Origin of the sequence: Synechococcus sp. Tobar12-5m-g, from assembly GCF_024345415.1 — a bacterium.
In the GTDB taxonomy this organism is placed as follows: Bacteria; Cyanobacteriota; Cyanobacteriia; order PCC-6307; family Cyanobiaceae; genus Regnicoccus.
Genome location: NZ_JAGQBB010000001.1, coordinates 318943 through 339839, shown reverse-complemented (window position 1 = coordinate 339839; position 20897 = coordinate 318943). Strand labels below are relative to the sequence as shown.

General features: G+C 65.4%; 24 protein-coding genes. 14 read left to right on the top strand and 10 right to left on the bottom strand.

The features are described 5' to 3' along the window. Positions 1-6 precede the first annotated feature (6 nt). Positions 7-234, top strand: coding sequence for a hypothetical protein (locus KBY66_RS01665; protein WP_255087365.1), 228 nt, complete (start codon positions 7-9; stop codon positions 232-234). Positions 235-271: 37 nt separating this feature from the next. On the opposite strand, the gene purB is transcribed toward KBY66_RS01665, so the two are convergent. After that, positions 272-1567: an adenylosuccinate lyase gene (gene purB, locus KBY66_RS01660; RefSeq protein WP_255087363.1), complete on the bottom strand. Its 1296-nt coding sequence runs from the start codon at positions 1565-1567 to the stop codon at positions 272-274. A gap of 123 nt (positions 1568-1690) precedes the next feature. Here purB and KBY66_RS01655 point away from each other — a divergent pair, with 123 nt between their 5' ends. After that, positions 1691-2512, top strand: coding sequence for a TlyA family RNA methyltransferase (locus tag KBY66_RS01655; protein WP_255087421.1), 822 nt, complete (start codon positions 1691-1693; stop codon positions 2510-2512). Between the two features lie 21 nt (positions 2513-2533). Here KBY66_RS01655 and KBY66_RS01650 read toward each other — a convergent pair whose 3' ends face one another. After that, the gene (locus tag KBY66_RS01650; protein WP_255087362.1) at positions 2534-2872 is read right to left on the bottom strand and encodes a P-II family nitrogen regulator; all 339 of its coding nucleotides are present in this window, start codon (positions 2870-2872) and stop codon (positions 2534-2536) included. Between the two features lie 368 nt (positions 2873-3240). Further along, positions 3241-3465 (bottom strand): DUF4278 domain-containing protein, encoded by a 225-nt coding sequence (locus KBY66_RS01645; protein ID WP_255087361.1) that lies wholly within the window; start codon positions 3463-3465, stop codon positions 3241-3243. A 286-nt stretch (positions 3466-3751) separates the two neighbouring features. On the opposite strand from KBY66_RS01645, the gene queF reads away from it, so the two are divergent. Next, on the top strand, positions 3752-4147 hold the full coding sequence (gene queF / locus KBY66_RS01640) for a preQ(1) synthase (protein ID WP_255087359.1): 396 nt from the start codon (positions 3752-3754) through the stop codon (positions 4145-4147). Here queF and KBY66_RS01635 read toward each other — a convergent pair. The 7 genes from KBY66_RS01635 to KBY66_RS01605 form a co-directional block, all read right to left on the bottom strand. Next, entirely contained in the window at positions 4135-5490 is a 1356-nt protein-coding gene (locus KBY66_RS01635; protein WP_255087358.1) for a cytochrome c biogenesis protein ResB, read from the bottom strand. The genes queF and KBY66_RS01635 overlap by 13 nt on opposite strands. Beyond that, entirely contained in the window at positions 5481-6203 is a 723-nt protein-coding gene (locus KBY66_RS01630; RefSeq protein WP_255087357.1) for a cytochrome c biogenesis CcdA family protein, read from the bottom strand. Before KBY66_RS01630 ends, KBY66_RS01635 begins: the two co-directional genes overlap by 10 nt. A gap of 51 nt (positions 6204-6254) precedes the next feature. Continuing rightward, positions 6255-7538 (bottom strand): FtsW/RodA/SpoVE family cell cycle protein, encoded by a 1284-nt coding sequence (locus KBY66_RS01625; RefSeq protein ID WP_255120017.1) that lies wholly within the window; start codon positions 7536-7538, stop codon positions 6255-6257. Between the two features lie 91 nt (positions 7539-7629). Beyond that, a complete protein-coding gene (locus KBY66_RS01620; protein WP_255087356.1) occupies positions 7630-7830 on the bottom strand; it encodes a phycobilisome linker polypeptide in 201 nt (66 codons plus the stop codon). Between the two features lie 36 nt (positions 7831-7866). Next, positions 7867-8355, bottom strand: a complete 489-nt coding sequence (apcB, locus tag KBY66_RS01615; RefSeq protein WP_255087355.1) for an allophycocyanin subunit beta — start codon at positions 8353-8355, stop codon at positions 7867-7869. Positions 8356-8394: 39 nt separating this feature from the next. Further along, a complete protein-coding gene (locus KBY66_RS01610; RefSeq protein ID WP_255087354.1) occupies positions 8395-8880 on the bottom strand; it encodes an allophycocyanin in 486 nt (161 codons plus the stop codon). Positions 8881-9328: 448 nt separating this feature from the next. Further along, the gene (locus KBY66_RS01605; RefSeq protein ID WP_255087352.1) at positions 9329-12355 is read right to left on the bottom strand and encodes a phycobilisome rod-core linker polypeptide; all 3027 of its coding nucleotides are present in this window, start codon (positions 12353-12355) and stop codon (positions 9329-9331) included. 168 nt (positions 12356-12523) lie between these two features. Between KBY66_RS01605 and KBY66_RS01600 the strand changes: the two genes are divergently transcribed. From KBY66_RS01600 to KBY66_RS01550, 11 genes are all read left to right on the top strand, one after another. After that, the gene (locus KBY66_RS01600; protein ID WP_255087350.1) at positions 12524-13729 is read left to right on the top strand and encodes a class I SAM-dependent methyltransferase; all 1206 of its coding nucleotides are present in this window, start codon (positions 12524-12526) and stop codon (positions 13727-13729) included. A 333-nt stretch (positions 13730-14062) separates the two neighbouring features. Beyond that, positions 14063-14398: a hypothetical protein gene (locus KBY66_RS01595; RefSeq protein ID WP_255087349.1), complete on the top strand. Its 336-nt coding sequence runs from the start codon at positions 14063-14065 to the stop codon at positions 14396-14398. Between the two features lie 67 nt (positions 14399-14465). After that, positions 14466-15194 (top strand): F0F1 ATP synthase subunit A, encoded by a 729-nt coding sequence (atpB, locus tag KBY66_RS01590; protein ID WP_255087347.1) that lies wholly within the window; start codon positions 14466-14468, stop codon positions 15192-15194. A gap of 157 nt (positions 15195-15351) precedes the next feature. Beyond that, positions 15352-15600 carry an ATP synthase F0 subunit C gene (gene atpE, locus KBY66_RS01585; protein WP_071801201.1) on the top strand — a complete coding sequence of 83 codons (249 nt, stop codon included), beginning with the start codon at positions 15352-15354 and terminating at the stop codon, positions 15598-15600. Positions 15601-15693: 93 nt separating this feature from the next. After that, entirely contained in the window at positions 15694-16158 is a 465-nt protein-coding gene (locus tag KBY66_RS01580; protein WP_255087345.1) for a F0F1 ATP synthase subunit B', read from the top strand. Further along, positions 16155-16700 (top strand): F0F1 ATP synthase subunit B, encoded by a 546-nt coding sequence (locus tag KBY66_RS01575; protein WP_255087344.1) that lies wholly within the window; start codon positions 16155-16157, stop codon positions 16698-16700. Before KBY66_RS01580 ends, KBY66_RS01575 begins: the two co-directional genes overlap by 4 nt. After that, positions 16700-17248, top strand: a complete 549-nt coding sequence (gene atpH, locus KBY66_RS01570; RefSeq protein ID WP_255087342.1) for an ATP synthase F1 subunit delta — start codon at positions 16700-16702, stop codon at positions 17246-17248. Before KBY66_RS01575 ends, atpH begins: the two co-directional genes overlap by 1 nt. Positions 17249-17332: 84 nt before the next feature. Then, entirely contained in the window at positions 17333-18850 is a 1518-nt protein-coding gene (gene atpA, locus KBY66_RS01565; RefSeq protein ID WP_255087341.1) for a F0F1 ATP synthase subunit alpha, read from the top strand. Between the two features lie 12 nt (positions 18851-18862). Then, positions 18863-19816 carry a F0F1 ATP synthase subunit gamma gene (locus tag KBY66_RS01560; protein ID WP_255087340.1) on the top strand — a complete coding sequence of 318 codons (954 nt, stop codon included), beginning with the start codon at positions 18863-18865 and terminating at the stop codon, positions 19814-19816. Continuing rightward, a complete protein-coding gene (locus KBY66_RS01555; protein WP_399224595.1) occupies positions 19797-20537 on the top strand; it encodes a TIGR02466 family protein in 741 nt (246 codons plus the stop codon). The genes KBY66_RS01560 and KBY66_RS01555 overlap by 20 nt, the downstream gene beginning before the upstream one ends. Then, positions 20534-20857, top strand: a complete 324-nt coding sequence (locus KBY66_RS01550; RefSeq protein ID WP_255087339.1) for a 2Fe-2S iron-sulfur cluster-binding protein — start codon at positions 20534-20536, stop codon at positions 20855-20857. Before KBY66_RS01555 ends, KBY66_RS01550 begins: the two co-directional genes overlap by 4 nt. Positions 20858-20897: the final 40 nt, after the last annotated feature.

Below are 20897 nucleotides of genomic sequence, written 5' to 3'. Positions count from 1 at the left end.
ACCGCCATGTTCAAGCCTCTCGTTCTTTGTATTGCTTCCTCCTTTGCGCTCTCTCTTCCTGCTTTCTCCGCCGAACCCAGCGACGTGCCGCCCTGCCTGAAGGGAGCCAAGACGCTTGCTTCCGTTCCGGTCAAAACGGTTGAAACCACCCTGATGGCCCAGGCGGCGCCCAATCCCGCTTGCACGTTCACACCGGTCCGAAAGCCCGCTCCCGTGATCCGGGGCCTCTGGTGAGCCGTGCCTCTGGGCTCTGAGCCAGGAGGCATCGTCGTCAGATCCCCAGCCGTTCCCAGATCACTCCCAGCTGGGCCTGATGCAGGTCGGCCGAGAAGCACTCCGCGAGCTGATCGGTGTTCAGGAGGCTGATGACCTCGGGATCGGCCTCCAGATTGGCTCGGAAATCTCCCCCCTCGCTGTTCCAGGCGCTGTGGGCATGGCGCTGCACGATGGCGTAGGCCTGCTCCCGGGTCATGCCGGCCTCCACCAGGGCGAGCAGCACCCGCTGGCTGAACACCACGCCGCCATACACATTCAGGTTGCGCTGCATGTTGGCGGGATAGACCCCAAGGCCCTTCACCACCTCAGTCATCTCCCGGAGCATGAAGTGGAGGGTGGCGGAGCAATCCGGCAGCATCATGCGCTCCACGGAGCTGTGGCTGATGTCCCGTTCATGCCAGAGCGCCACGTTTTCGAGGGCTGCCACGGTGTAGCCCCGCAGCACCCGCGCCAGTCCGCTGATGCGCTCACTGCGGATCGGGTTGCGTTTGTGGGGCATGGCCGAGCTGCCCTTCTGCCCCTTGGCGAAGTTCTCCTCCACCTCGAGCACGTCGGTGCGCTGCAGGTTGCGGATCTCGGTGGAGAAACGCTCCAGGGAGGTACCCACCAGGGCCAGGGTCTGCACGTAATCGGCGTGCCGGTCGCGGCCGATCACCTGGGTGCTGGCGGTGTCAGGCACCAGGCCCAGCCGCGCGCAGGTGAGGGCTTCAACCCGGGGATCGGTGTTGGCGTAGGTGCCCATGGCGCCGCTGATCTGGCCCACGGCCACCACCGTTTCCAGCCGCGCCAACCGCTCTTGATTGCGCAGGGTTTCGGCCAGCCAGCCGGCCACCTTGAAGCCGAAGGTGATCGGCTCGCCATGGATGGCGTGGGAGCGGCCAATCATCACCGTGCCCTTGTGGGCCCGGGCCAGCTCCCGCAGGGCCTCCACCAGGGCGATGAGCTCTCGTCCCAGGGCCTGCACCGACCCCTTCAACTGCAGGGCGAGCCCCGTATCGAGCACATCCGAGCTGGTCATGCCGACGTGGATGTGGCGGCCCGCATCGCCGACGTGCTCGTTGACGTTGGTGAGAAAGGCGATCACGTCATGGCGCACTTCCGCCTCGATCACCGCGATCCGCTCCGGCTCGAAACAGGCCCGGGCGCGGATCTCGGCCATCGCCTCCACCGGCACCAGGCCCAGGGCGCAGCGGGCTTCGCAGGCCGCCAATTCCACCTCCAGCCAGGACTGGAACTTGGCCTGCTCGCTCCAGATCTCGCCCATCTCGGGGAGGGTGTAACGCTCGATCAAGGGCCAGAGGAGCTCGAATGTTCGCCCAATCTATGGGTCGACTTTTCAGACACGATCAGGGGGTGCCCCGGCCGTGGTTCGATGGCCCCAGGAGCACAGGCGGTGCTTCGACCCAGCCTCGCCATGGCCCGCAAGCAGCGCCTCGACCTTCACCTGGTGGCCCTGGGCCTGGCGGCCAGTCGTGGCCAGGCCCAGCAGCTGATCCGGGCAGGCCGGGTGCGCTCCCAGGGGCAGATCCTCGACAAACCCGGCCTGGAGGTGCGCCTCGAGCTGATTCCTGAGGTGGAGCAGGGGCCGCGCTTCGTCTCCCGGGGTGGTGAGAAGTTGCTGGCGGCCCTGGCCGCCTTCCCGATCAACCCGGCTGGGCGGGTTTGCCTCGATGGCGGGATCTCCACCGGGGGTTTCACCGACTGCCTTCTTCAGCACGGGGCCCGCCGGGTGTACGGCGTTGATGTGGGCTATGGCCAGACGGCCTGGAGCCTGCGCACCGATGGGCGGGTGATCCTCAAGGAGCGCACCAACCTGCGCCACCTCAACCCTGAGCAGCTCTATGGGCCCGAAGAACCCTGGCCCGACCTGGCCGTGGCTGATCTTTCCTTCATCGGCCTTGCTCTGGTGCTGCCGGCCCTGCGGCGGTTGCTCCAGCCTTCTGTGGCTGAGGCCGTGGTGCTGATCAAGCCCCAGTTCGAGGTGGGGCGGGAGCGGGTGGGCAAGGGGGGGGTGGTGCGGGACCCGCGTGCCCACACCGACGCCATTGAGGCGGTGATTGCCGCCGCCGCCGCTCTGGCCTGGCCGGCGGCGGGCCTGGTGGCTTCTCCGATCACCGGCCCGGCCGGCAACCACGAGTACCTGCTCTGGCTTAGGGCTGGCTCGCCCAACCAGGGTGAGCCTTTCGACCGCGGGGTGATCGAGGAGCTGGTGGGCCTCACCCTGGCCGGAGCCTGAGAACCACCAGGACGCTTCGGCCTAGATCGCCGTGCTGTCGCGGTCGCCCGTGCGGATTCGGATCACGGTTTCGATCGGGCTGATGAAGATTTTGCCATCACCGATTTCACCGGTGCGGGCGGCATCCTGGATCGCGTTGACGACGGTTTCGACGCGGTCATCGTCGACGACGACATCGAGCTTGAGTTTCTGCAGAAACTCAACAGTGAACTCGGATCCCCTGTAGCGCTCAACCTGACCCTTCTGCCTGCCGAATCCACGCACTTCACTCACCGTCATGCCGATGATGCCGGCATTCACCAAGGCCACCTTGACATCTTCAAGCTTGAAGGGACGAATGATGGCTTCGACTTTTTTCATGGAGTCTCAAAGAGGGGCGGGTGGGCGGAGTTCAGGGGGGTTTGCCGGATGGGCAGCTTCAGCGTCTCCGTGAGGCTGTCCTGGTAGGTGGCTGACGGCCAGGCCTGCCTCCCGGGCGTCCGTGTCGATCAGGCGAGCTGAAGACGCTTCCACGCTGACATGGCCGGCGGCCAGCAGGTGCCAGTGTTCAGCCTCGAAGTGAGTTTGTAGCCACAGCATCCCTGTCGCCGACTGGGCCAGCAGGCGGTAGCCCCCTGGAATGGCGACGAGAACGAGATCCAAGACAGAACCCTGCGACGCAGCCATTAGGCCTGAGTCCGCAGGGTCCCGATGTCGTTGTTGCTACAGCTGATTCGGCTTGTCGGCGATCAGCGATCCCGAAGCTGGCGGGCCGCCTCCTGCTGCCGATGCTGGTAAACGTTGCCCCGATAGTGGAGCAGAACGGTTTCGTTCGCCTTGGCAGGCTCATGGCGCAGGGGTTCCTGGAACTGGATGCCCCGGTAGATGTGCCGCACCGGAGCGGTGCCGGGGGATTGGCCCGGCTGATCGGCGTCGTAGCGAACACCGCGATACACAAGGGAGGTGGGGGTCATGGCTGAACGGCTTCGAAGGGAAGGGATCACAGGGCTTGGAGCTGGTACCGCTTCATCCAAAGGAGCGTTGCTTCGCCTCGCGGTGGGGCTACTTCCAACAGGGGCTCCGGGACTGGCCCAGGGCATGCCCAACGTTTTGTCCTTCAATCCAGATTTAGCGCGTTCATGATGTTCATCGGGAGCAAAAGCGAGCTTTCCAAGGGAGCTGTCACAATCCGTTGAGTTCCTGGCCTCGGAACGCCCGGCCGCCGCCGCTGCTTCGATGGCCATTGCGATGACCACTTCGATGACCGCCACCCAGACCCCCCCCTACGGCGAGAGGTTGATTGCCGACGCCCAGTTGATCTGCTTCGACAATCCCCGGCCCGGACGCCCCTATGAGGTGGCAATCGAGCTGCCCGAGTTCACCTGCAAATGTCCCTTTTCGGGCTATCCGGATTTCGCGGTGCTGCGGTTGATCTACCAGCCGGGCCTGCGGGTGCTGGAGCTCAAGGCGCTCAAGCTCTATGTGAACAGTTGGCGCGATCGGAGCGTTTCCCACGAAGAGGTCACCAACCGAATCCTCGACGACCTCGCCGCAGCCTGCCAACCCGTCTGGATGCAGCTGGAGGCTGACTTCAATCCGCGTGGCAATGTCCACACCGTGATCCGGGTTGCTCAGGGCAGCCGTCAGGCCTGCTGAGCGAGAGCGGACGTTTCACTGCGGCCGCGCTCCACCGCCGCCAGGAGTTCCGGCAACTCCTGGGCCAGGGCCGTGAGGTTGCGGTTGCAGAGGCCCGCCAGGTGGAGCTGGCCTCGCTCAGGCTCGGCAATCGCCCAGAGCTGGCGGGTGGCGATCAGGCTGAGGCCGCCGCCGAGCAGGGCGATCGCAAAGCCGGTGTAGACCAGCGGCACCCCCGGATCCCGCTTCAGCAGCAGGCCACTGGCTGGCAGAACGCTGACCACCCGCAGCGGCAGGCCGCCGACCTCGATCGGCTCTCCCCCTGGCACGATCTGGCCGATCCGGTGGGCATCGGCGGCGAACAGCTCGATCGGTCCCCGCTCATTGCCCAGGGTGAGCAGGACGGGCTCGCTGCCATCCGGCCGGGTCGGCAGGGCCAGCCCCCAGATCTGTTCCCCCAGTTCCGGCAGGCTTCGCAGCGGCAGCTCCAGCAGGGGGCTGCGGCCGATCTGGACGGTGATCGCCGCCAGGGCCCAGTCCGCCTGATAGACCGTGACACCCCGGTAGCGCAGGGGGTGGTTCACGCTCACTTCCGCCGTTTCCAGGGTCTCTCCGTCGCCGTTTTTGAGCAATAGAGCGGAGCGAAACTGTTCTGGACGGCCGGCAGGATCCCGCTCGATCCGGAAGTTGTCCACCGCGAGGGTGAGCTGGCTGACGCCCCTGGAATCGAGCAGGGCCAGCTCCCGGCCAGGGGCAAGAAAACGCTCCAGCCGCTGGCCACCCAGCGACCCCCAGGCCGAACCCACCATCAGCACCACCAGGCCGGCATGGACCAGCAACGGCCCCACCCGACCTGCCAGTCCCCGCCGCGCCGCCAGGCGATCCGGGGCGAGCTGCAGCCGCCAGCCCCGCGCCTCGAGCAGGTGCTGCAAATGGCCCAGGTCTGAGCTGGGATCCGGGCTGGCGATGGTTTCCGCCAGGCTCAATTTGCTGAGCTGGCGCGGCGAGCGGTAGTCGATCCAGCGCAGCGCCGCCCGCAGCGCCGGCCACTGGCGGCGCCAGCTGCAGAGCACCAGGGCCAGACCCAGCCAGGCCAGCAGGCCCAGGAACCAGCGGCTGGAATAAACGTGATCCAGCTCCAGTCGGAGGATCCAGTCGCCGTTGAACAGCCCCAGCCAGGGTTGGCTGTCGTAGAGCTGGTGGTAGCGGCCGGCGGCTTCCCGCTGCGGAATCAGGGTGCCGACACCGCTGGCGATGGCGATCACCAGCAACAGGCCGATCGCCAGGCGCAGGTCGGAGATCCAGGCCAGCAGGCGCAGCAGAGCCGCCGCGCCTGCTGGCCTGGGGGCAGGGCTCAGGGCCATCGCGCCAACAGTGTCAGGGCTCCACTGGCCAGCAGCACGCCGCCGCTGAGGGGGGGGATCCAGCGGCTAAGGGCCCTCAGGGCCAGCAGCCGCTGCATCGAGGCGGCCGCCGTGCCGGCGAGGAGGAGAGGCACCACCTGGCCGGCGCCGAAGCAGGTGAGCAGCACCATGGCGACCAGGGGTTGGCCATGCTGGGCAATCCAGCCGAGCAGCACCGCCAGCACAGGAGTGGTGCAGGGACTGGCGGCCAGGCCGAAGGCAGCGCCGGCCGCCAGCGGCGCCAGGGGCGCCGGCATGCGGCGGCGCCATTGCTCCGGATCCGGTCCGCTCGGCAGGGGCAACCGCAGCAGCCCGAGCAGGTTGAGGCCCATCACCACCGACAGAATGGCCACCAGGGTGGGGATGACACCGGGAATCTGCCCATAGAGCCTGCCCAGCAGGGCACTGGCCCCGCCGAGCAGCACGAGGGACAGCACGATGCCGCCGGCGAAACTGAGGCTGCGCTGCCAGGGTCGACCCGTCTGTCCGGGAAAGCCCGCCATGTAGGCCACCGTGATCGGCAGCAGCGACAGGGAGCAGGGCCCCAGGCTTGTGAGCAGGCCGGCGCCAAAGACGATGGCAAGGGTCAGGGGGCCCGGTGCGTTCAGGGAGCTGGCGGTGAGATCCTCACCCCAGCGAGCCAGGTCGGAAATGAACAGCCCCGGGCTCGTCATCCGCGCGTTGGGAAAGGCGGGGAAGCCTTGCAACCACCCCAGGCAGAGCAATCACCCTATCGGGACGGGGCTCCCCTCCGTATCGCTACCAGCCTCCCGCCTCCGGCGCCGCTTGTGGGGGGGGCGGCCCTCCCAATCCGCTGATTCCAGCGAACAGCGGATCAGCAGTCCAGCCGTGATCAGGCTGGCCAGCAGGGAGTTGCCGCCGTAGCTGACCAGCGGCAGGGGCAGGCCGGTGGTGGGCATGGCACCACTGGCCACGGCGATGTTGAGAATCGACTGCCCCACCAGCAAGGTGACGCAACCGATCGCCACCAGGCGCTGCTGGTTGCCGCGGGATCCCAGGGCCACCCGCAGGCCCACGAAGCCGAACAGCAGGAGAAACACCAGGACCACGAGGGAGCCCATGTAGCCGAACTCCTCGGCAAACACCGCGAAGATGAAATCGGTCGACTGGATCGGCAGATACTGCAACTTCTGGGTGGAGAGGCCATACCCCTCGCCCAGCAGTCCCCCGGAGCCGATCGCCAGCAGGCTCTGCACCAGTTGGTAGCCGTCCCCCTGGGCGTCCTGCCAGGGGTTGAGAAACGACACGACCCGCACGCGCTGGTAGTCGTTGATCAGGATGCTGGCCGTGCCGATCAGGCCACCGGCGACCGCCGTGCCAAGCATCAGCAGCAGGGACAGACCGGCCGCCAGGGCCATGGACCAGAGCAGAAGCCCGGTCAGGGCGGCGGTGCTGAGGTTGGGTTGCTTGAGAATCAGCAGCAGCAGCACCGAAAACGTAACCAGCCACAGCACCTTCTGATCCATGCCGATCCGTTTCCAGTGGGCGAACAGGGAGGCTCCCTGCAACACGACGAAGGGCTTGACGAGCTCAGAGGGCTGGATCTGGATCGGCCCGATCACCAGCCAGCGGCTTGCCCCATTCACGGTGGTGCCCGCCACCAGGGTGGCGGCGATCAGCAGGCACCCCACCAGCACGGCCGGTCCAGCCAGGCGCAACCAGCGCCGCAGCGGTGTGCTGATCGCCAACCAGAGCAGGCCCCAGCTGGCGATCAGCCAGATCACCTGACGCTTCAGGTAATAGGCCGGATCCCCCATTTCCCGGGCTGCCACCCACCAACTGGCTGAGGCCAGGATCAACAGGCCCGCCAGGCTCCAGATCGCCACTAGGCCAAGCAGCAGGCGGGCCTCGGCGGGCCACTGGGCCCAGGGCAGGCTGGATCCATCCGTTGGGCCAGGGCTACCAGAGAGAACGCCCCGGGCTGGCCGTGTCCTGTTGCTGGAGTTCGCGGAACCGGCCAAGGCGAAGCGGTCGAGAGGTGCCCCCATTCAGCCGTGTTCCAGTGGTCAATGACAGGGTGCCAGGGACGAAAAAAAGCCCGGCTTCAGCCGGGCATGAGCAATCCAGGGAAGGGACAGGTCAGTTGCCGACGTTGACCTGCCGCCGACCACTGACGAGCTCAACCTTGAGGATCTTCCCCCCCTGTTTCATGATGCGCTGTTGCTCAGCGAACCAGCTCTCGTAGGGCACCCACTTGGTGAAGAAGGTGTTCTGCAGCTCCCTCTGGCTGCGCACCTTTTCGGGGCAAGGGATGCAAGCCGTGATCTTGAACAGGCGCATGAAGGAATCCTCGCTGGGTGGGGCGTCGCGCTGGGATCAGTTGCCGAGGCCTGAGCTGATGTAGTCGAGGTAAACACCCAACTCTCGGCCGGCATCCGGGCCGACCAAGGACGCCGCTGTTTCCTTCATCGCCTGAATCGACTGAACCGTGGCACCGATCGGCACACCCAGGGAGTTGTAGGTCTCCTTGAGACCGTTCAGCACCCGCTCATCCAGGATCGAGGTGTCACCCGCGAGCATGGCGTAGGTGGCGTAACGGAGGTAATAGTCGAGGTCGCGGATGCACGCGGCGTAGCGACGGGTGGTGTACATGTTCCCGCCCGGACGGGTGATGTCCGAGTAGAGAAGAGTCTTGGCGACGGCTTCCTTGATGATCGCCGAAGCGTTGGAACCAATCGTCGCCGCAGCCCTGACCCGCAGTTCTCCGCTGGTGAAATACTGCTCAAGGCGTCCGATCGATGAATCGTCCAGGTAAAGGCCCTGGACGTCGGACTGGTTGATGACGTTGGTGATCGCGTCTTGCATGGGTCCTGGGAAGAGGCGGGGGGCAGGGAAGGGCGAGCCTCAGGAGAGGGCGCCGATGACGTAGTCGAAGTAGAAACCAGCCTCTTCGGAGTCAGCTCCAGTGAGCAGGCCCATGGAGGCGTTCTTGAGCTCGCGGACGGATTCGGCCATGGCCTCAAGGGGAGTGCCGAGGGCCCGGTACATCTCGCGGGCACCGATGATGCCGATCTCTTCGATGGGAGTCACATCTCCAGCCACCATGCCGTAGGTCACAAGGCGCAGGTAGTAGTCGATGTCGCGAAGACAGGTGGCCGTCATTTCTTCGCCGTAGGCATTGCCACCGGGAGAGATCACGTCCGGACGCTTCTGAAAGAGGGCGCCGCCGGCCTGCTTCACAATCCTTTCACGGTTCTCGCTCAGGACCTGAGCCACTCGCAGCCGGCGTTGACCGCCGCCCACGAAAGACTTGATCTGGTCGAGTTCGCCAGGACTGAGATAGCGGGCTTCTGCGTCCGCGTTGATGATCGAGTTGGAGACGATGCTCATGCAGTTCTGCCTCGAAACAAGCGGCCGCCGATAAGGAGACCGATATCCGGTGGGTAAGGGGAATGCCCTGACTCGCTGCCCGCCGGCAACCTTGGAGGGCTGCACGGTTAAAGCTTGAAGCCATGGCGGACGATCGAACGGGCCGATCGCTCAATGATTCTGCGGCCAAGGGGCCACTGGAGCGTGACGGTGGTAACAGTTCTTCACGCCGGCCAAATCCCGAAAACCCCTTTGCTGCCAAGGATTTCAGCGGGGTCCGTCCACCATCGCCAGCGCACCACGAAACAACAATTACACCACGACGAATGAGATCCGACATTCATCGATTCCGGCAGGAATGCAGCCCAATTGAGCATTCCGGCGAAGGGATTGATCGGCCGCAACAAATCCCTGCTGGCGGGGCGGTCTGGATCAGCTTGATCTAACGATGTTGATCCAATGCTGCGGACTAGATTGCCCCCTTGGTGGGAGGGGTGAGGCCTGCATTGCCTGCATAGAGCGCTGCGGTGCGGTTCACAGTGGTGATTGGGATCCCGTTCTCGGTGTCGAGGCCGCGGAGATAGGGAACCGTGTCCCGCCCGAAACGTTCCGAGTATTCCTGGCTGTCGAGGATGCCATCAAGGGCCGTCATCTGGCCTTGCTTGGCTCTTGTGGCCAGGAAATGGCTCACCTCCTTGGGCTGACCGGCCCGGCCCAGCAGGGCCAGGAAAGCCGCCGAGGCGGCCCGCAGCGGCGCCATCCGGATCAGCCGTTGCTGGAACAGATCACCCGCAGCGATCAGGCCGATGAACTCGGAAACGGAGAGCTGCCCATCGCGCAGCTGGGACTCCGCATCATTCAGCCGCTCCGACGCCAGGGGAACGCGATTGAGCAACTGGCGGTAGCTTGCCTCGATCACTTCCTGGAGGGCTGTTTCACCGGCATCCGGGCGCCAGGTGATTGGTTGGCCGAGACCACCGCGCCGGCTGAAGCCCTGGGGCCTGGCCCCTCCCAGGGCGCCGGCCATGGCGGCATCAGGCCCTTTGGCGGGACTGAATCCTGGGCTGGCTCCGCCGACCCGGGAGGTCCAGCCCCCAGCCTGAGGGGGAGACTGGTAGGAGGTCGACCCCGGAGCGGCCGAGGGTGTTGATCGCCAGGCTGGGACCGATAAGCCTGGTGTGGCCCGCGGCGTGCTCCACCGGCGGGTGGGGGACGGAGGTTGCCTCAGGCCCTGGGGGGCCTGGGCCTCAAGCCTTCCCGAGGGTGTCTCGCCGCCGCTGATCGAGGCGCGCCAACCGCCCACCACCCGGACGCGCCGCCGATCCGCCAGGTTGCGGGCGGTGAGATCCCCACTTCCCCGGAAACTGGTCGTGGGGGCGACTTCCGGCCGCCGAACAGGGGTGAAATCAGCCACCGCCGTGGCCTCGAAAGGCTGGCGAAGCGAGGGCACACGCCGGGCGTTGAGATCGGCTGGGGAGATGAACCGTTCGTAGGGAACGGTGTCCTGGCCGAAGGCGTCGTTGTACTCGCGGCTCTCCATCATCGCGTCGATGACGCCGTAGAAGCCCTGGCGCGCGGCGGTGTCGAAGTAGCTGTTGATTTCCCAGCGCCCGAAGGTGGGGCGACCCAGCAGGCGGCGGTGCATCACCTCGATGGCTTTGGTGATGTAGAGCCCTGACCAATAGCGTTTGCGGAAGGCGTTGGAGCGGGCCACCTGGCGAATGAAGTCGCGCAGGCTGATGTCGCCATTCTCGAGTTTGATCTCCTCGACGGTGAGTTGCTCACCGGCATAGCCGACGGTGCCGAGCACCTGGACATACACAGCCCGGATCACCCCCTGGGTGCTGGCTTCTGTGTTGCGCACGCTCGGCTGCCCACGGCGGCGGGGCACGGAACTGCCACCTGTGGCGATCTGCTGCAGCCGCACCACCCTGGGCCCCACCCGTCTTGGACTCGACGCCCGGAACTGGGGGCTGTCCATCTGGCCGGGCTGGGCCATGCCGTTGCCCACCAGGATGCGGCGGGTGTCGTAGCCGAAGGGGGCTGGCCGGGTGGCCACCGAGGCCGTGCCGGAAGGGAAGATCGCCCCGAAGTTGAGACCCAGGGGATCGTTGCCGCCGCCGTAGACGTGCTGATCGGGGAGCGACTGCCGGTAGGAGGCGTAGAGGGTGATGTACTGCGGAGCGCCCTCGAAGGGAGCGCTGAAGCGGAACAGCTTCCGGTTCGATCCCCATCCGGCGCTCTCCTGGGCTTCCTCGCCGAGGTCGCGAAGGAAGGGAACGGTTTCCTCCCCGAACACCTGGCCATACTCCAGGGTGTTGATCAGGGAATCCACCAGACCGGCGAGGCCCTGGTCGCTGACGATGGCGAAATAGCGCCGGAACTCCTCGATCGAACTGACGCCGCGCCCCAGGAAGTGGCGGAAGGCGAGTTCCACCACCCGGCTGTTGGAGAAGCGTCCGTAGAACTGCTGGCGGTACTCCTTGCTGCGGCCCAGGCAACGGATGAACTCCCGCATCGGCAATTGCCCCTGGGCCGTCTGGGTGGCCTCCACCGGGCTGATCACCTGGGAATAGCCCTTGACGATGTCGCGCTCGAACACCTGGCGGTACGCCGCCCGGATCACCTCGGCTTTTTCTCGTCCGGAGAGGCCGGGCTTCATCACGAAGCGTTGGGGCGTCTCGGCCGCCAGGGCATAGGTGGCGGGCAACTGCAGGCCCTGGTTCTCAGGACTGCCCAGCCGTTGCCGGGTCGATGGGGTGGGCACCGCCAACTCCTTGAGCAGCACGTTGAAACAGGCGATCACCAGTTCACGCGCCTCCGGCTCCTGGCGGAAGAGGTTGGCGGCGGCGGCCCGCATCTCCTGGAGCGCCACATTGGTGGCGGCCAGGGAGCAGCCCTTTTCCAGGACATCCCGAAGCCCACGGGTGTTCACCGCCAGGATGCTCGGATCACCGGCCACCACGGCATAGCCGACGTAGCGCAGGAACCAGCCCATGTCACGCAGGGATTTGCGCATGCGCTCGTTGCCGTAGCGCGCCACGCTGATCGGGCTGAAGCCGCTGGGCAGCACCACCCGCACGTCGGCGTCGGCCTGGACACCTTCGAGGATCCGGCCCAGCAGTCCGGAGCCACCGATGCCCTGGGCGAAGGTGCGCACGGAGGAGGCCGCCGCAAGCTGGTCGGCCGCCAGGGGGGCATTGGCGCCGCTGCTGATCAGGACAGGGGTCAGGGGCGCGTCGAGATAGGACAGGGGCGTGCCGCCGGCGAAAATCCGGTTGGCGGCTTTTGCCACGATCACATCGGCGTTGGCCGAGAGGCGACGGGCCGCTTCGAGGCGAATGACGCCGCTGTTGAAGAAGGTGATCAGGGTGTCGAGCTCACCCTTTTCAGGAAAGCGATCCTGTTGCTCCGCCTGACGGACGCTGGAGAGCGGCAGGGTGTCGTAGCGCTGTGGGGAAACCCTGCTGCTGCCGCTGCTGGCGGTCACGGTCATGGAGGGGCGTGTACCGGGCTGGACAACGTTACGGCTCAGCTTCAGCCTGCTTCGGGCGCCATGAACAAATGTTTGCAGCTGGGCTGCTCCAGCCAGGGGGGTTGGCCAAGTGTGGGGATCGGAGCGGAGCATGAAAGGCTCGCCAGACCGGTGAACGACCCTCCCCCCATGCCCCAGGCTCCCGCCGATGCCGCCACCCCCGTGGTGAGCGCCTTCTACGACCGCTTCCCCTACCCAGGGGATCCCCTCCAGGATGGTCCCCCGCCCGGTTACAACTGGCGTTGGTGCCATGCCACCGCCTTCAGCGCCTGCACGGGGCGCCTGCCCTTGCCGGTGCCGCCGCCGCGGCTCCTCGATGCGGGCTGCGGCACCGGGGTGAGCACCGATTACCTGGCCCATCTCAATCCGGGCTCCGAGATCCTGGCGGTGGACATCAGTGCTGGCGCCCTGGAGGTGGCTCGGGAACGCCTGCGGCGCTCCGGCGGCGGTGCCCTCACCGCTGGCCTGCGGATCGAGCAGCGCAGCTTGCTGGAGCTGGAGGGCGAAGGCCCGTTCGATTACATCAACTCCGTGGGGGTGCTGCATCACCTGGGCGAACCGGAAGCAGGCCTGGCCGCCCTTGCCCGCCTGCTGGCCCCTGGCGGGTTGCTGCATCTGTTTCTGTATGCCGACGGCGGTCGCTGGGAGATCCACCGCATTCAGCGGGCCCTCCAGGACCTCGGCGTGGTCGCCGACCAGGAGGGTCTGCGGCTTGGCCGGCAGCTGTTCGCGGATCTGCCGGAGAATCACCGGCTGCGCCGCCACCACGAGCAGCGTTGGGCCCTGGACACGGCGGCGGATGCCAACTTCGCCGACATGTACCTGCACCCCCAGGAGACGAGTTACAACCTGGAGCGACTGTTCCGCTTCGTGGCGTCCGCCGATCTCCAGTTCGCCGGCTTCTCCAATCCTGAGCAATGGGATCTCGCCCGTCTGTTGAAAGGGGATCTGCTGGAGCGGGCCAGGGGTCTGCCTCTGCGGCAGCAATGGAGCCTGGTGGAGAGCCTCGATCCGGAGATCAGCCATTTCGAGTTCTTCCTCAGCCAGGGTCCCCTGGCCCAGAGCCACTGGAGCCAGGATGAGGAGCTGTTGGCCGCCACGGGCAGACGCAACCCCTGCCTGTGGGGATGGCCGGGAGCGTCACTGCTCGATCCCGACCTGCGGCCCCTTGACCTGGATGGGGATCAGCTGGATCTGCTGAAGGCCCTCGAAGCGGCGCCCCCGTCCACGCCGCTGGCCGAGCTCCCGCTGGGGTGGGACCCGTTGCGGCTGGTCCGGGTGGCACGGCAGTCTTGGCTGCAGCGGCTGCTGCTGTTGGCGCCGCCGCAGGCGTGATGGGACGGTTCGGGCTGGCTGATGAATCAGGGCCTGGATGGACCTGCCGGTCAGCGGGGAGACCGGGTTTGGCGGCAACCCCATAGAGGTCCGCATGGTAAATTCCGCGGGCCTTTTGCAGAGCTTTGGGGGCGTTTGCAGGCTGCAGCTTCGCCGGGTGTCAGCCCCTCAGGCATTCCGTCCGTCGGACGGGACCAACCTGATGGGAAGCCAGGGTTTTCAGAGCCCCTGGACCGACGCGACCCTCTGCAACTGGACCTCTCCGACCAGGGAGAGGCGGATTCAACCCAGCCAGATACCAGCAGGCCGGGGCCTTCCAAGCCTTCTGGTGGCATGGACGATTACGCCCGGCTTCAACGCCAGCTCCTGGTCGCCACCATGGCCCTGGCTGTGGTGGTTGTGCCGCTGTCGGCGCTTCTGTTCGGCCGTTTTACGGCCATCAGCCTGCTGCTGGGATCCCTGGCAGCTCTGCTCTATCTGAAGCTGCTGGCGCGCACCGTGGCCCGCATCGGTCCCGACTCACGCCAAGTGGGTAAGGCCCAGTTGCTGGTGCCCGTGGTGCTCGTTCTTGCCGCTTCCCGGGTGCCCGGTCTCGAAATCGTTCCGGCCCTTGTCGGGTTTCTGCTCTACAAGCCGGCGATCTTGCTCCAGGCCTTTCTCCCGGCCTAGTTCCAGCCAACCCCACGGCTGATCTCCCTTCCCATCCGTCGCAACAGCGGCACCTCCTTTTCCTTCGATGGTCCCGTTGCCCTTCTCCCTCCCGTTCGCTGCGCTTGAGGTGGGTCAACACCTCTACTGGCAGCTCGGTGGGCTCAAGATCCACGGCCAGGTGTTTCTGAGTTCGTGGTTGGTCATCGGCGCACTGCTTGCCCTTGTGGTGGCGGGAACCCGCAAGCTGGAGCGCGATCCCAGTGGAGCTCAGAACCTGCTCGAGTTCCTCTGGGAGTACCTCCGCGACATCGCTCGCGAATACATCGGCGAGAAAGCCTACCGCGACTGGCTTCCCTTCATCGGCACTCTTTTCCTGTTCATCTTCGTGAGCAACTGGGGAGGAGCCCTGGTTCCCTGGAAGTTGATTCATCTTCCCAGTGGAGAGCTCGGCGCCCCAACCGCAGACATCAACACCACCATTGCCCTGGCCTTGCTGGTGTCTTTGGCCTACTTCTATGCCGGCCTGAGCAGAAAGGGTTTCCGCTACTTTGAGTATTACGTGGAGCCGACGCCGATCATGCTTCCGTTCAAGATCGTCGAAGACTTCACCAAACCACTCTCCCTCTCTTTCCGTTTGTTTGGAAATATCCTTGCCGACGAACTCGTCGTCGCTGTTCTTGCCTTCCTGGTCCCCTTGATCGTCCCCCTGCCGGTGATGTTCCTCGGTCTGTTCACCAGCGCCATTCAGGCACTGATCTTCGCCACCCTTGCCGCCTATTACATCGGTGAGGCTGTCCACGAGGAAGCCCACTGAACGGGCCCGCTCAAGGCCTCTACCTGCTCAGCACCCCTCTCTGCTAAAACTCCTGCGCGCAGGTCCGGTCGATTCCGGGCCCATCTCCCATCGGTGAGATGTCCCCGGCGCCAGCTCCAACCCGCGCTCACCGGCGCCCCCATCTCTTCGTTCCACCATGGATTCCATTACTTCCGCTGCGTCTGTTGTGGCTGCTGGTCTGGCCGTTGGCCTCGGTTCCATCGGCCCTGGCATCGGTCAGGGCACGGCTTCCGGCGGCGCCGTCGAAGGCATTGCTCGCCAGCCCGAAGCCGAAGGCAAGATTCGCGGCACCCTGCTGCTCTCCCTGGCCTTCATGGAATCGCTGACCATCTACGGCCTTGTGGTTGCCCTCGTGCTCCTGTTCGCCAACCCCTTCGCCGGTTGACCGCGACCAGCTGATCAGTTCACCCCATCGTCTGCCCCGCTGAGGGACCTGTCCCCCGGCGACCAACCTTGATTTTCCCAGCGCTCCTGCCCCATGACCAGCTGGTTTCTGTTTGCCGCTGCCACCGAGGGGGGTCTTTTTGACCTGGACGCCACCCTGCCCTTGATGGCGATTCAGGTGGTGCTTCTCACCTTCATCCTCAATGCCCTGTTCTTTCGACCCATCGGGCGAACTGTGGAGGAACGGGAGGGTTTCCTGGCCACCAGCCGCGCTGATGCCAAACAGAAGCTCGCCCAGGCCCAGCGCCTTGAAGCTGACCTCACCAGCCAGCTCAAGGAGGCACGTCAGAAAGCCCAGTCCCTGGTTGTGGACGCGGAGCAGGAGATGGACAGGCTTTACCGCAGCGCTCTGGCCGCGGCCCAAGCCGAAGCCTATGCCAGCCGGGAGAAGGCCCGCCGGGAGATCGATCGAGAGAGCAAGCTCGCCCTCGATCAGCTGGTGGCCGATGCCGATCGGCTCGGAGATCAGATCGTCAAACGTTTGCTGGCCGCGACATGATCGACCCGTTCCTCGCTTTCCCCTTCTCATCTCTTCCGCTCCTGGCGGCTGAAGGTGGGCTCGGGTTGAACCTTGATCCGTTCGAGACCAACATCATCAACCTTGCCATCGTCATCGCTGGCCTGGTCTGGTTTTTGCCCAAGGTGATGGGCTCCATCCTGGAGCGCCGCCGCGGGGCCATCCTCTCCGATCTCGAAGAGGTGGAGCGCCGGTTGCAGGAGGCCAATGCCGCCCTGCTCGCCGCCCAGCAAGACCTGGCCGCAGCCCAGACGAAGGCCGAGCAGATCAGGATCGAAGGCAAGTCCAGGGCTGATGCCATTCGGCTGGACAGCGAACAGAGAACCGTCGAAGAGATGGCGAGGCTGAAGCAGTCCGCCGCCTCCGATCTCGATTCGGAGGCTTCCCGGGTCAGTGAGCAGCTGCGTCGTGAAGCGGCAAGGCGGGCGATCGAGAGGGCCCTTGCCGAGCTCCCTGGCCAACTCGACGCCAATGCCCAGGCCAAGCTGATCGATCGTTCCATCAACACCATCGGACAAGCCTGATGCCGTTGCTCAATTCGATCGCCTCCCCCTACGCAGACGCTCTGCTGCAGGTGTCAGATCTACGCCAGGAAGCCGACCTGGTGGCCGATCAGGCCAAGCAGGTTCTGCAGCTCTGGAAGGATTCTCCAGAATTGCGCGACGCGATGACCTCTCCAGTGATCGAACCGGAGCTCAAAAAGGCAGCGCTCGTTACCCTGTTCAACGATCAGGTCACCCCGGCCTTCCTCAACCTGATGCAGTTGATGGCTGATCGTCAGCGCATCGCCCTGCTTGATGCTGTCCTCGCACGCTTTCTCGATCTGTACCGCGAACAGCGGGGAATCGCTCTGGCCAACGTCACCTCCGCCACGCCGCTCACCGAGGCCCAGCAGGCCAGCCTGCGCACCAAGGTGAAGGCGGTGGCCGGCACCGAGTCCGTCGAATTCGACCTGAGCGTCGATCCCGCCCTGATCGGTGGGTTCGTCGTCAGCCTGGGTTCCCAGGTGATCGACGCCAGCCTGGCGGGTCAGGTTCGACGGCTCGGTCTCGCCCTGGCCAAGGCGGGCTAGTTCCCTGTCTACGGCTGTCGCTTCCCCCCTCCTCACCTTCCCTCCCTCCTCTTCCATCACCTCCCCGAGCGGGGATCTGAACCCATGGTTTCCATCCGTCCCGACGAGATCAGCGCCATCCTCAAGCAGCAGATCGAGGACTATGACAAGTCCGTTTCGGTCAGCAACGTTGGAACCGTGTTGCAGGTGGGTGATGGCATCGCCCGTGTCTACGGCCTGCAGCAGGCGATGGCGGGAGAGCTGCTCGAATTCGAGGATGGCACCGAGGGCATCGCCCTGAACCTTGAGGATGACAATGTTGGCGCCGTGCTGATGGGCGAAGGCCTGGGCATCCAGGAGGGGAGCACCGTGAAGGCTTCCGGCCGGATTGCCGAGGTGGCCGTCGGTGACGCCATGCTTGGCAGGGTGATCAACCCGCTTGGGCTTCCGCTCGATGGCAAGGGGGAGATCGCCACCACCGAGTCGCGGCTGATCGAGTCGATGGCCCCCGGGATCATTCAGCGCAAGTCGGTCCATGAACCGATGCAGACCGGCATCACGGCGATCGACGCGATGATCCCGATCGGCCGCGGCCAGCGCGAGCTGATCATCGGTGACCGCCAGACGGGCAAGACCGCCATCGCCATCGACACGATTCTCAACCAGAAGGGCGAAGATGTCGTCTGCGTCTATGTGGCGATCGGCCAGAAATCCGCTTCCGTGGCCAACGTGATCGAGGTGCTGAGGGAACGCGGCGCCCTGGATTACACCGTGGTGGTGGCCGCCAGTGCCTCGGAGCCTGCCGCCCTCCAGTACTTGGCCCCCTACACCGGTGCCGCCATCGCCGAGTACTTCATGTACAAGGGCAAGGCCACCCTGGTGGTGTACGACGACCTCACCAAGCAGGCACAGGCCTATCGCCAGATGTCGTTATTGCTGCGCCGTCCCCCCGGACGGGAGGCCTACCCCGGCGATGTGTTCTATTGCCACAGCCGCCTGCTCGAGCGGGCCGCCAAGCTCTCCGACGCGATGGGCAAGGGCAGCATGACCGCCCTGCCGATCATCGAAACCCAGGCCGGTGACGTGTCGGCCTACATCCCCACCAACGTGATTTCGATCACCGATGGCCAGATCTTCCTAACCTCCGACCTGTTCAACTCAGGCCTGCGCCCGGCCATCAACGTGGGCATCTCGGTGAGCCGGGTGGGGGGCGCCGCCCAGACCAAGGCCATCAAGAAGATCGCCGGCACCCTCAAGCTCGAACTGGCCCAGTTCGATGAGCTGGCCGCCTTCTCCCAGTTCGCTTCCGACCTCGACGCCACCACCCAGAAGCAGCTCGGACGCGGCAAGCGCCTGCGCGAGCTGCTGAAGCAACCCCAGTTCAGCCCGTTGATCCTGGCCGAGCAGGTGGCCGTGGTCTATGCCGGCGTCAAGGGGCTGATCGATGAAATCCCCGTCGACCAGTGCACCCTGTTCGTGCGAGAGCTGCGTGAGTACCTGAAAACCAATGCGTCCGCCTTCGTCGAGCAGCTTCAGACCGACAAGCAGATGAGCGAGGCGTCCGAGGAGCTCCTGAAGGCGGCGATCAACGAAGTGAAATCCACCCTGCTCGCCACCGCCTGAGGCATCTGAACCATGGCCAACCTCAAGGAAATTCGCGACCGGATCAGTTCGGTCAAGAACACCCGCAAGATCACCGAGGCCATGCGTCTCGTGGCGGCAGCCAAGGTCAGGCGGGCCCAGGAGCAGGTGCTCCGCTCACGGCCCTTCGCCGATCGCCTCGCCCGCATGTTGGAGAATCTCCAGTCGCGGCTGCGCTTCGAGGATGTCAGCAGCACACCGCTGCTGGAGCAGGAGCGTCCGCTTCGCCACATCACCCTGGTGGTGGTGAGTGCGGATCGTGGCCTCTGCGGTGGCTACAATGCCAGTATCATCAAGCGCGCCGAGCAGCGTTTCGTCGAGCTCACCGGCAATGGCTTTACCGTGGAGCTGGTGCTGATCGGCCGCAAGGCCACCACCTATTTCAAGAACCGTTCCTATCCGATCCTCTCCACCTTCACAGGGCTGGAGCAGGTGCCAACGGCCGAGGATGCCGGACGGATCGGCGATGAGATCCTGGCCGAGTTTCTCTCGGGCAGCACGGATCGCGTCGAGATGATCTACACCAAGTTCGTCAGCCTGGTGAGCAGCGCGCCCGTTGCCCAGACCCTGCTGCCCCTGGATCCCCAGGGCATTGCAGCCCAGGACGACGAGATCTTCCGGCTGACCACCCGGGAAGGGAGGTTGTCCGTCGAGCGGGGCGGGACCAGTGCCAATGAGGCGCCCCCTTTGGAATCTGAATTCGTTTTTGAGCAGAGCCCGGATCAGCTTCTCAATGCCTTGCTGCCCCTTTACCTCGACAACCAACTGCTCCGTTCGCTTCAGGAAGCCGCCGCCAGCGAACTGGCCAGCCGGATGACGGCGATGAACAACGCCAGCGACAACGCCAAGGAGCTCGCCAAGACCCTCACCCTCGATTACAACAAGGCGCGTCAGGCGGCCATCACTCAGGAAATCCTGGAAGTGGTGGGTGGCTCGGCGATGGGCTGAGCTGACCCTGCAGATCCAGCCCCTGTTCCCCCTCGCCCTCGGCCGGGTGCAGCTGGGGCCCGATCCGCTCAAAACGGCGGTGATGATGCAGGAGGTGCTGGCCCTGCCCGGGGGGGCGAGCAGCAATCCCGATCCCGGCTGTGCCTGGACCGGTGATCTCAATGGGGTCTGGCAGGTGCATCGGCAGGCCTCCTTCCAGTGGCTGCGCCGCCAGGTGGAAGCCCAGGCCTGGGACTACCTCGAAGCCCTCGGTTTCGAGCTGAACCAGGTGGACCTCTTCATCCAGCGCGCCTGGCCGGTGGTCAGCGGGCTGGGCATGGTGGTAGGTCGGCATCACCACCCCAACGCCCATCTCAGCGCTGTCTTCTATCTCAACGGCGATGGCACCGGGCGGGGGGGCTGCCTGAGGCTGTTCGCAACCCGGCAGGTGAACGAGCTCGTGCCGGGCCTTGGCGTCGGCCATGGCGGACCGATCGCTCCGGAGCATCCCCTCAATCTGCCCTGGCTGGATGTGCCCCCTGAAGCGGGTTTGCTGGTGCTCTTCCCGGCCTGCACGGACCACGCCGTCACCGAGAATCAGGATGGGGAGAACGTGCGCCTGTCGATCAGTTTCGATCTGTATCTCAGCGCCTGTCGCAGCCGCGGCCCGGATGGCTCGCTCGCCGAGTATCTGGCCCCCCACCCCGACCACTGGACCCCCGTCTCCCCCCGCCCGTCATGAGTGAGAGCTTCACCGTCGTCGCCGACCTGGGCGGCACCCTCCACACCTTCTCCTGCCGTGACGACCAGACCGTGCTGGCGGCGGCCGAGCTGGCGGGCGTGCCCCTGCCCAGCTCCTGTTGCTCGGGGGTCTGCACCACCTGTGCGGCCAGGGTTCGAGCGGGGTCGGTGGATCAATCCGAGGCGATGGGGGTGAAGGCGGAACTGCAGGCCGAGGGCTTTGCCCTGCTGTGCGTGTCCTATCCCCGCAGCGACCTCCAGCTGCTGGCTGGCCAGGAGGATGCCCTCTACCAGCTGCAGTTCGGGCAGTTTCAGACGTGATCGCTCCTTCTGGACGCCGGCGGCCTGCCCTCCGGCCACG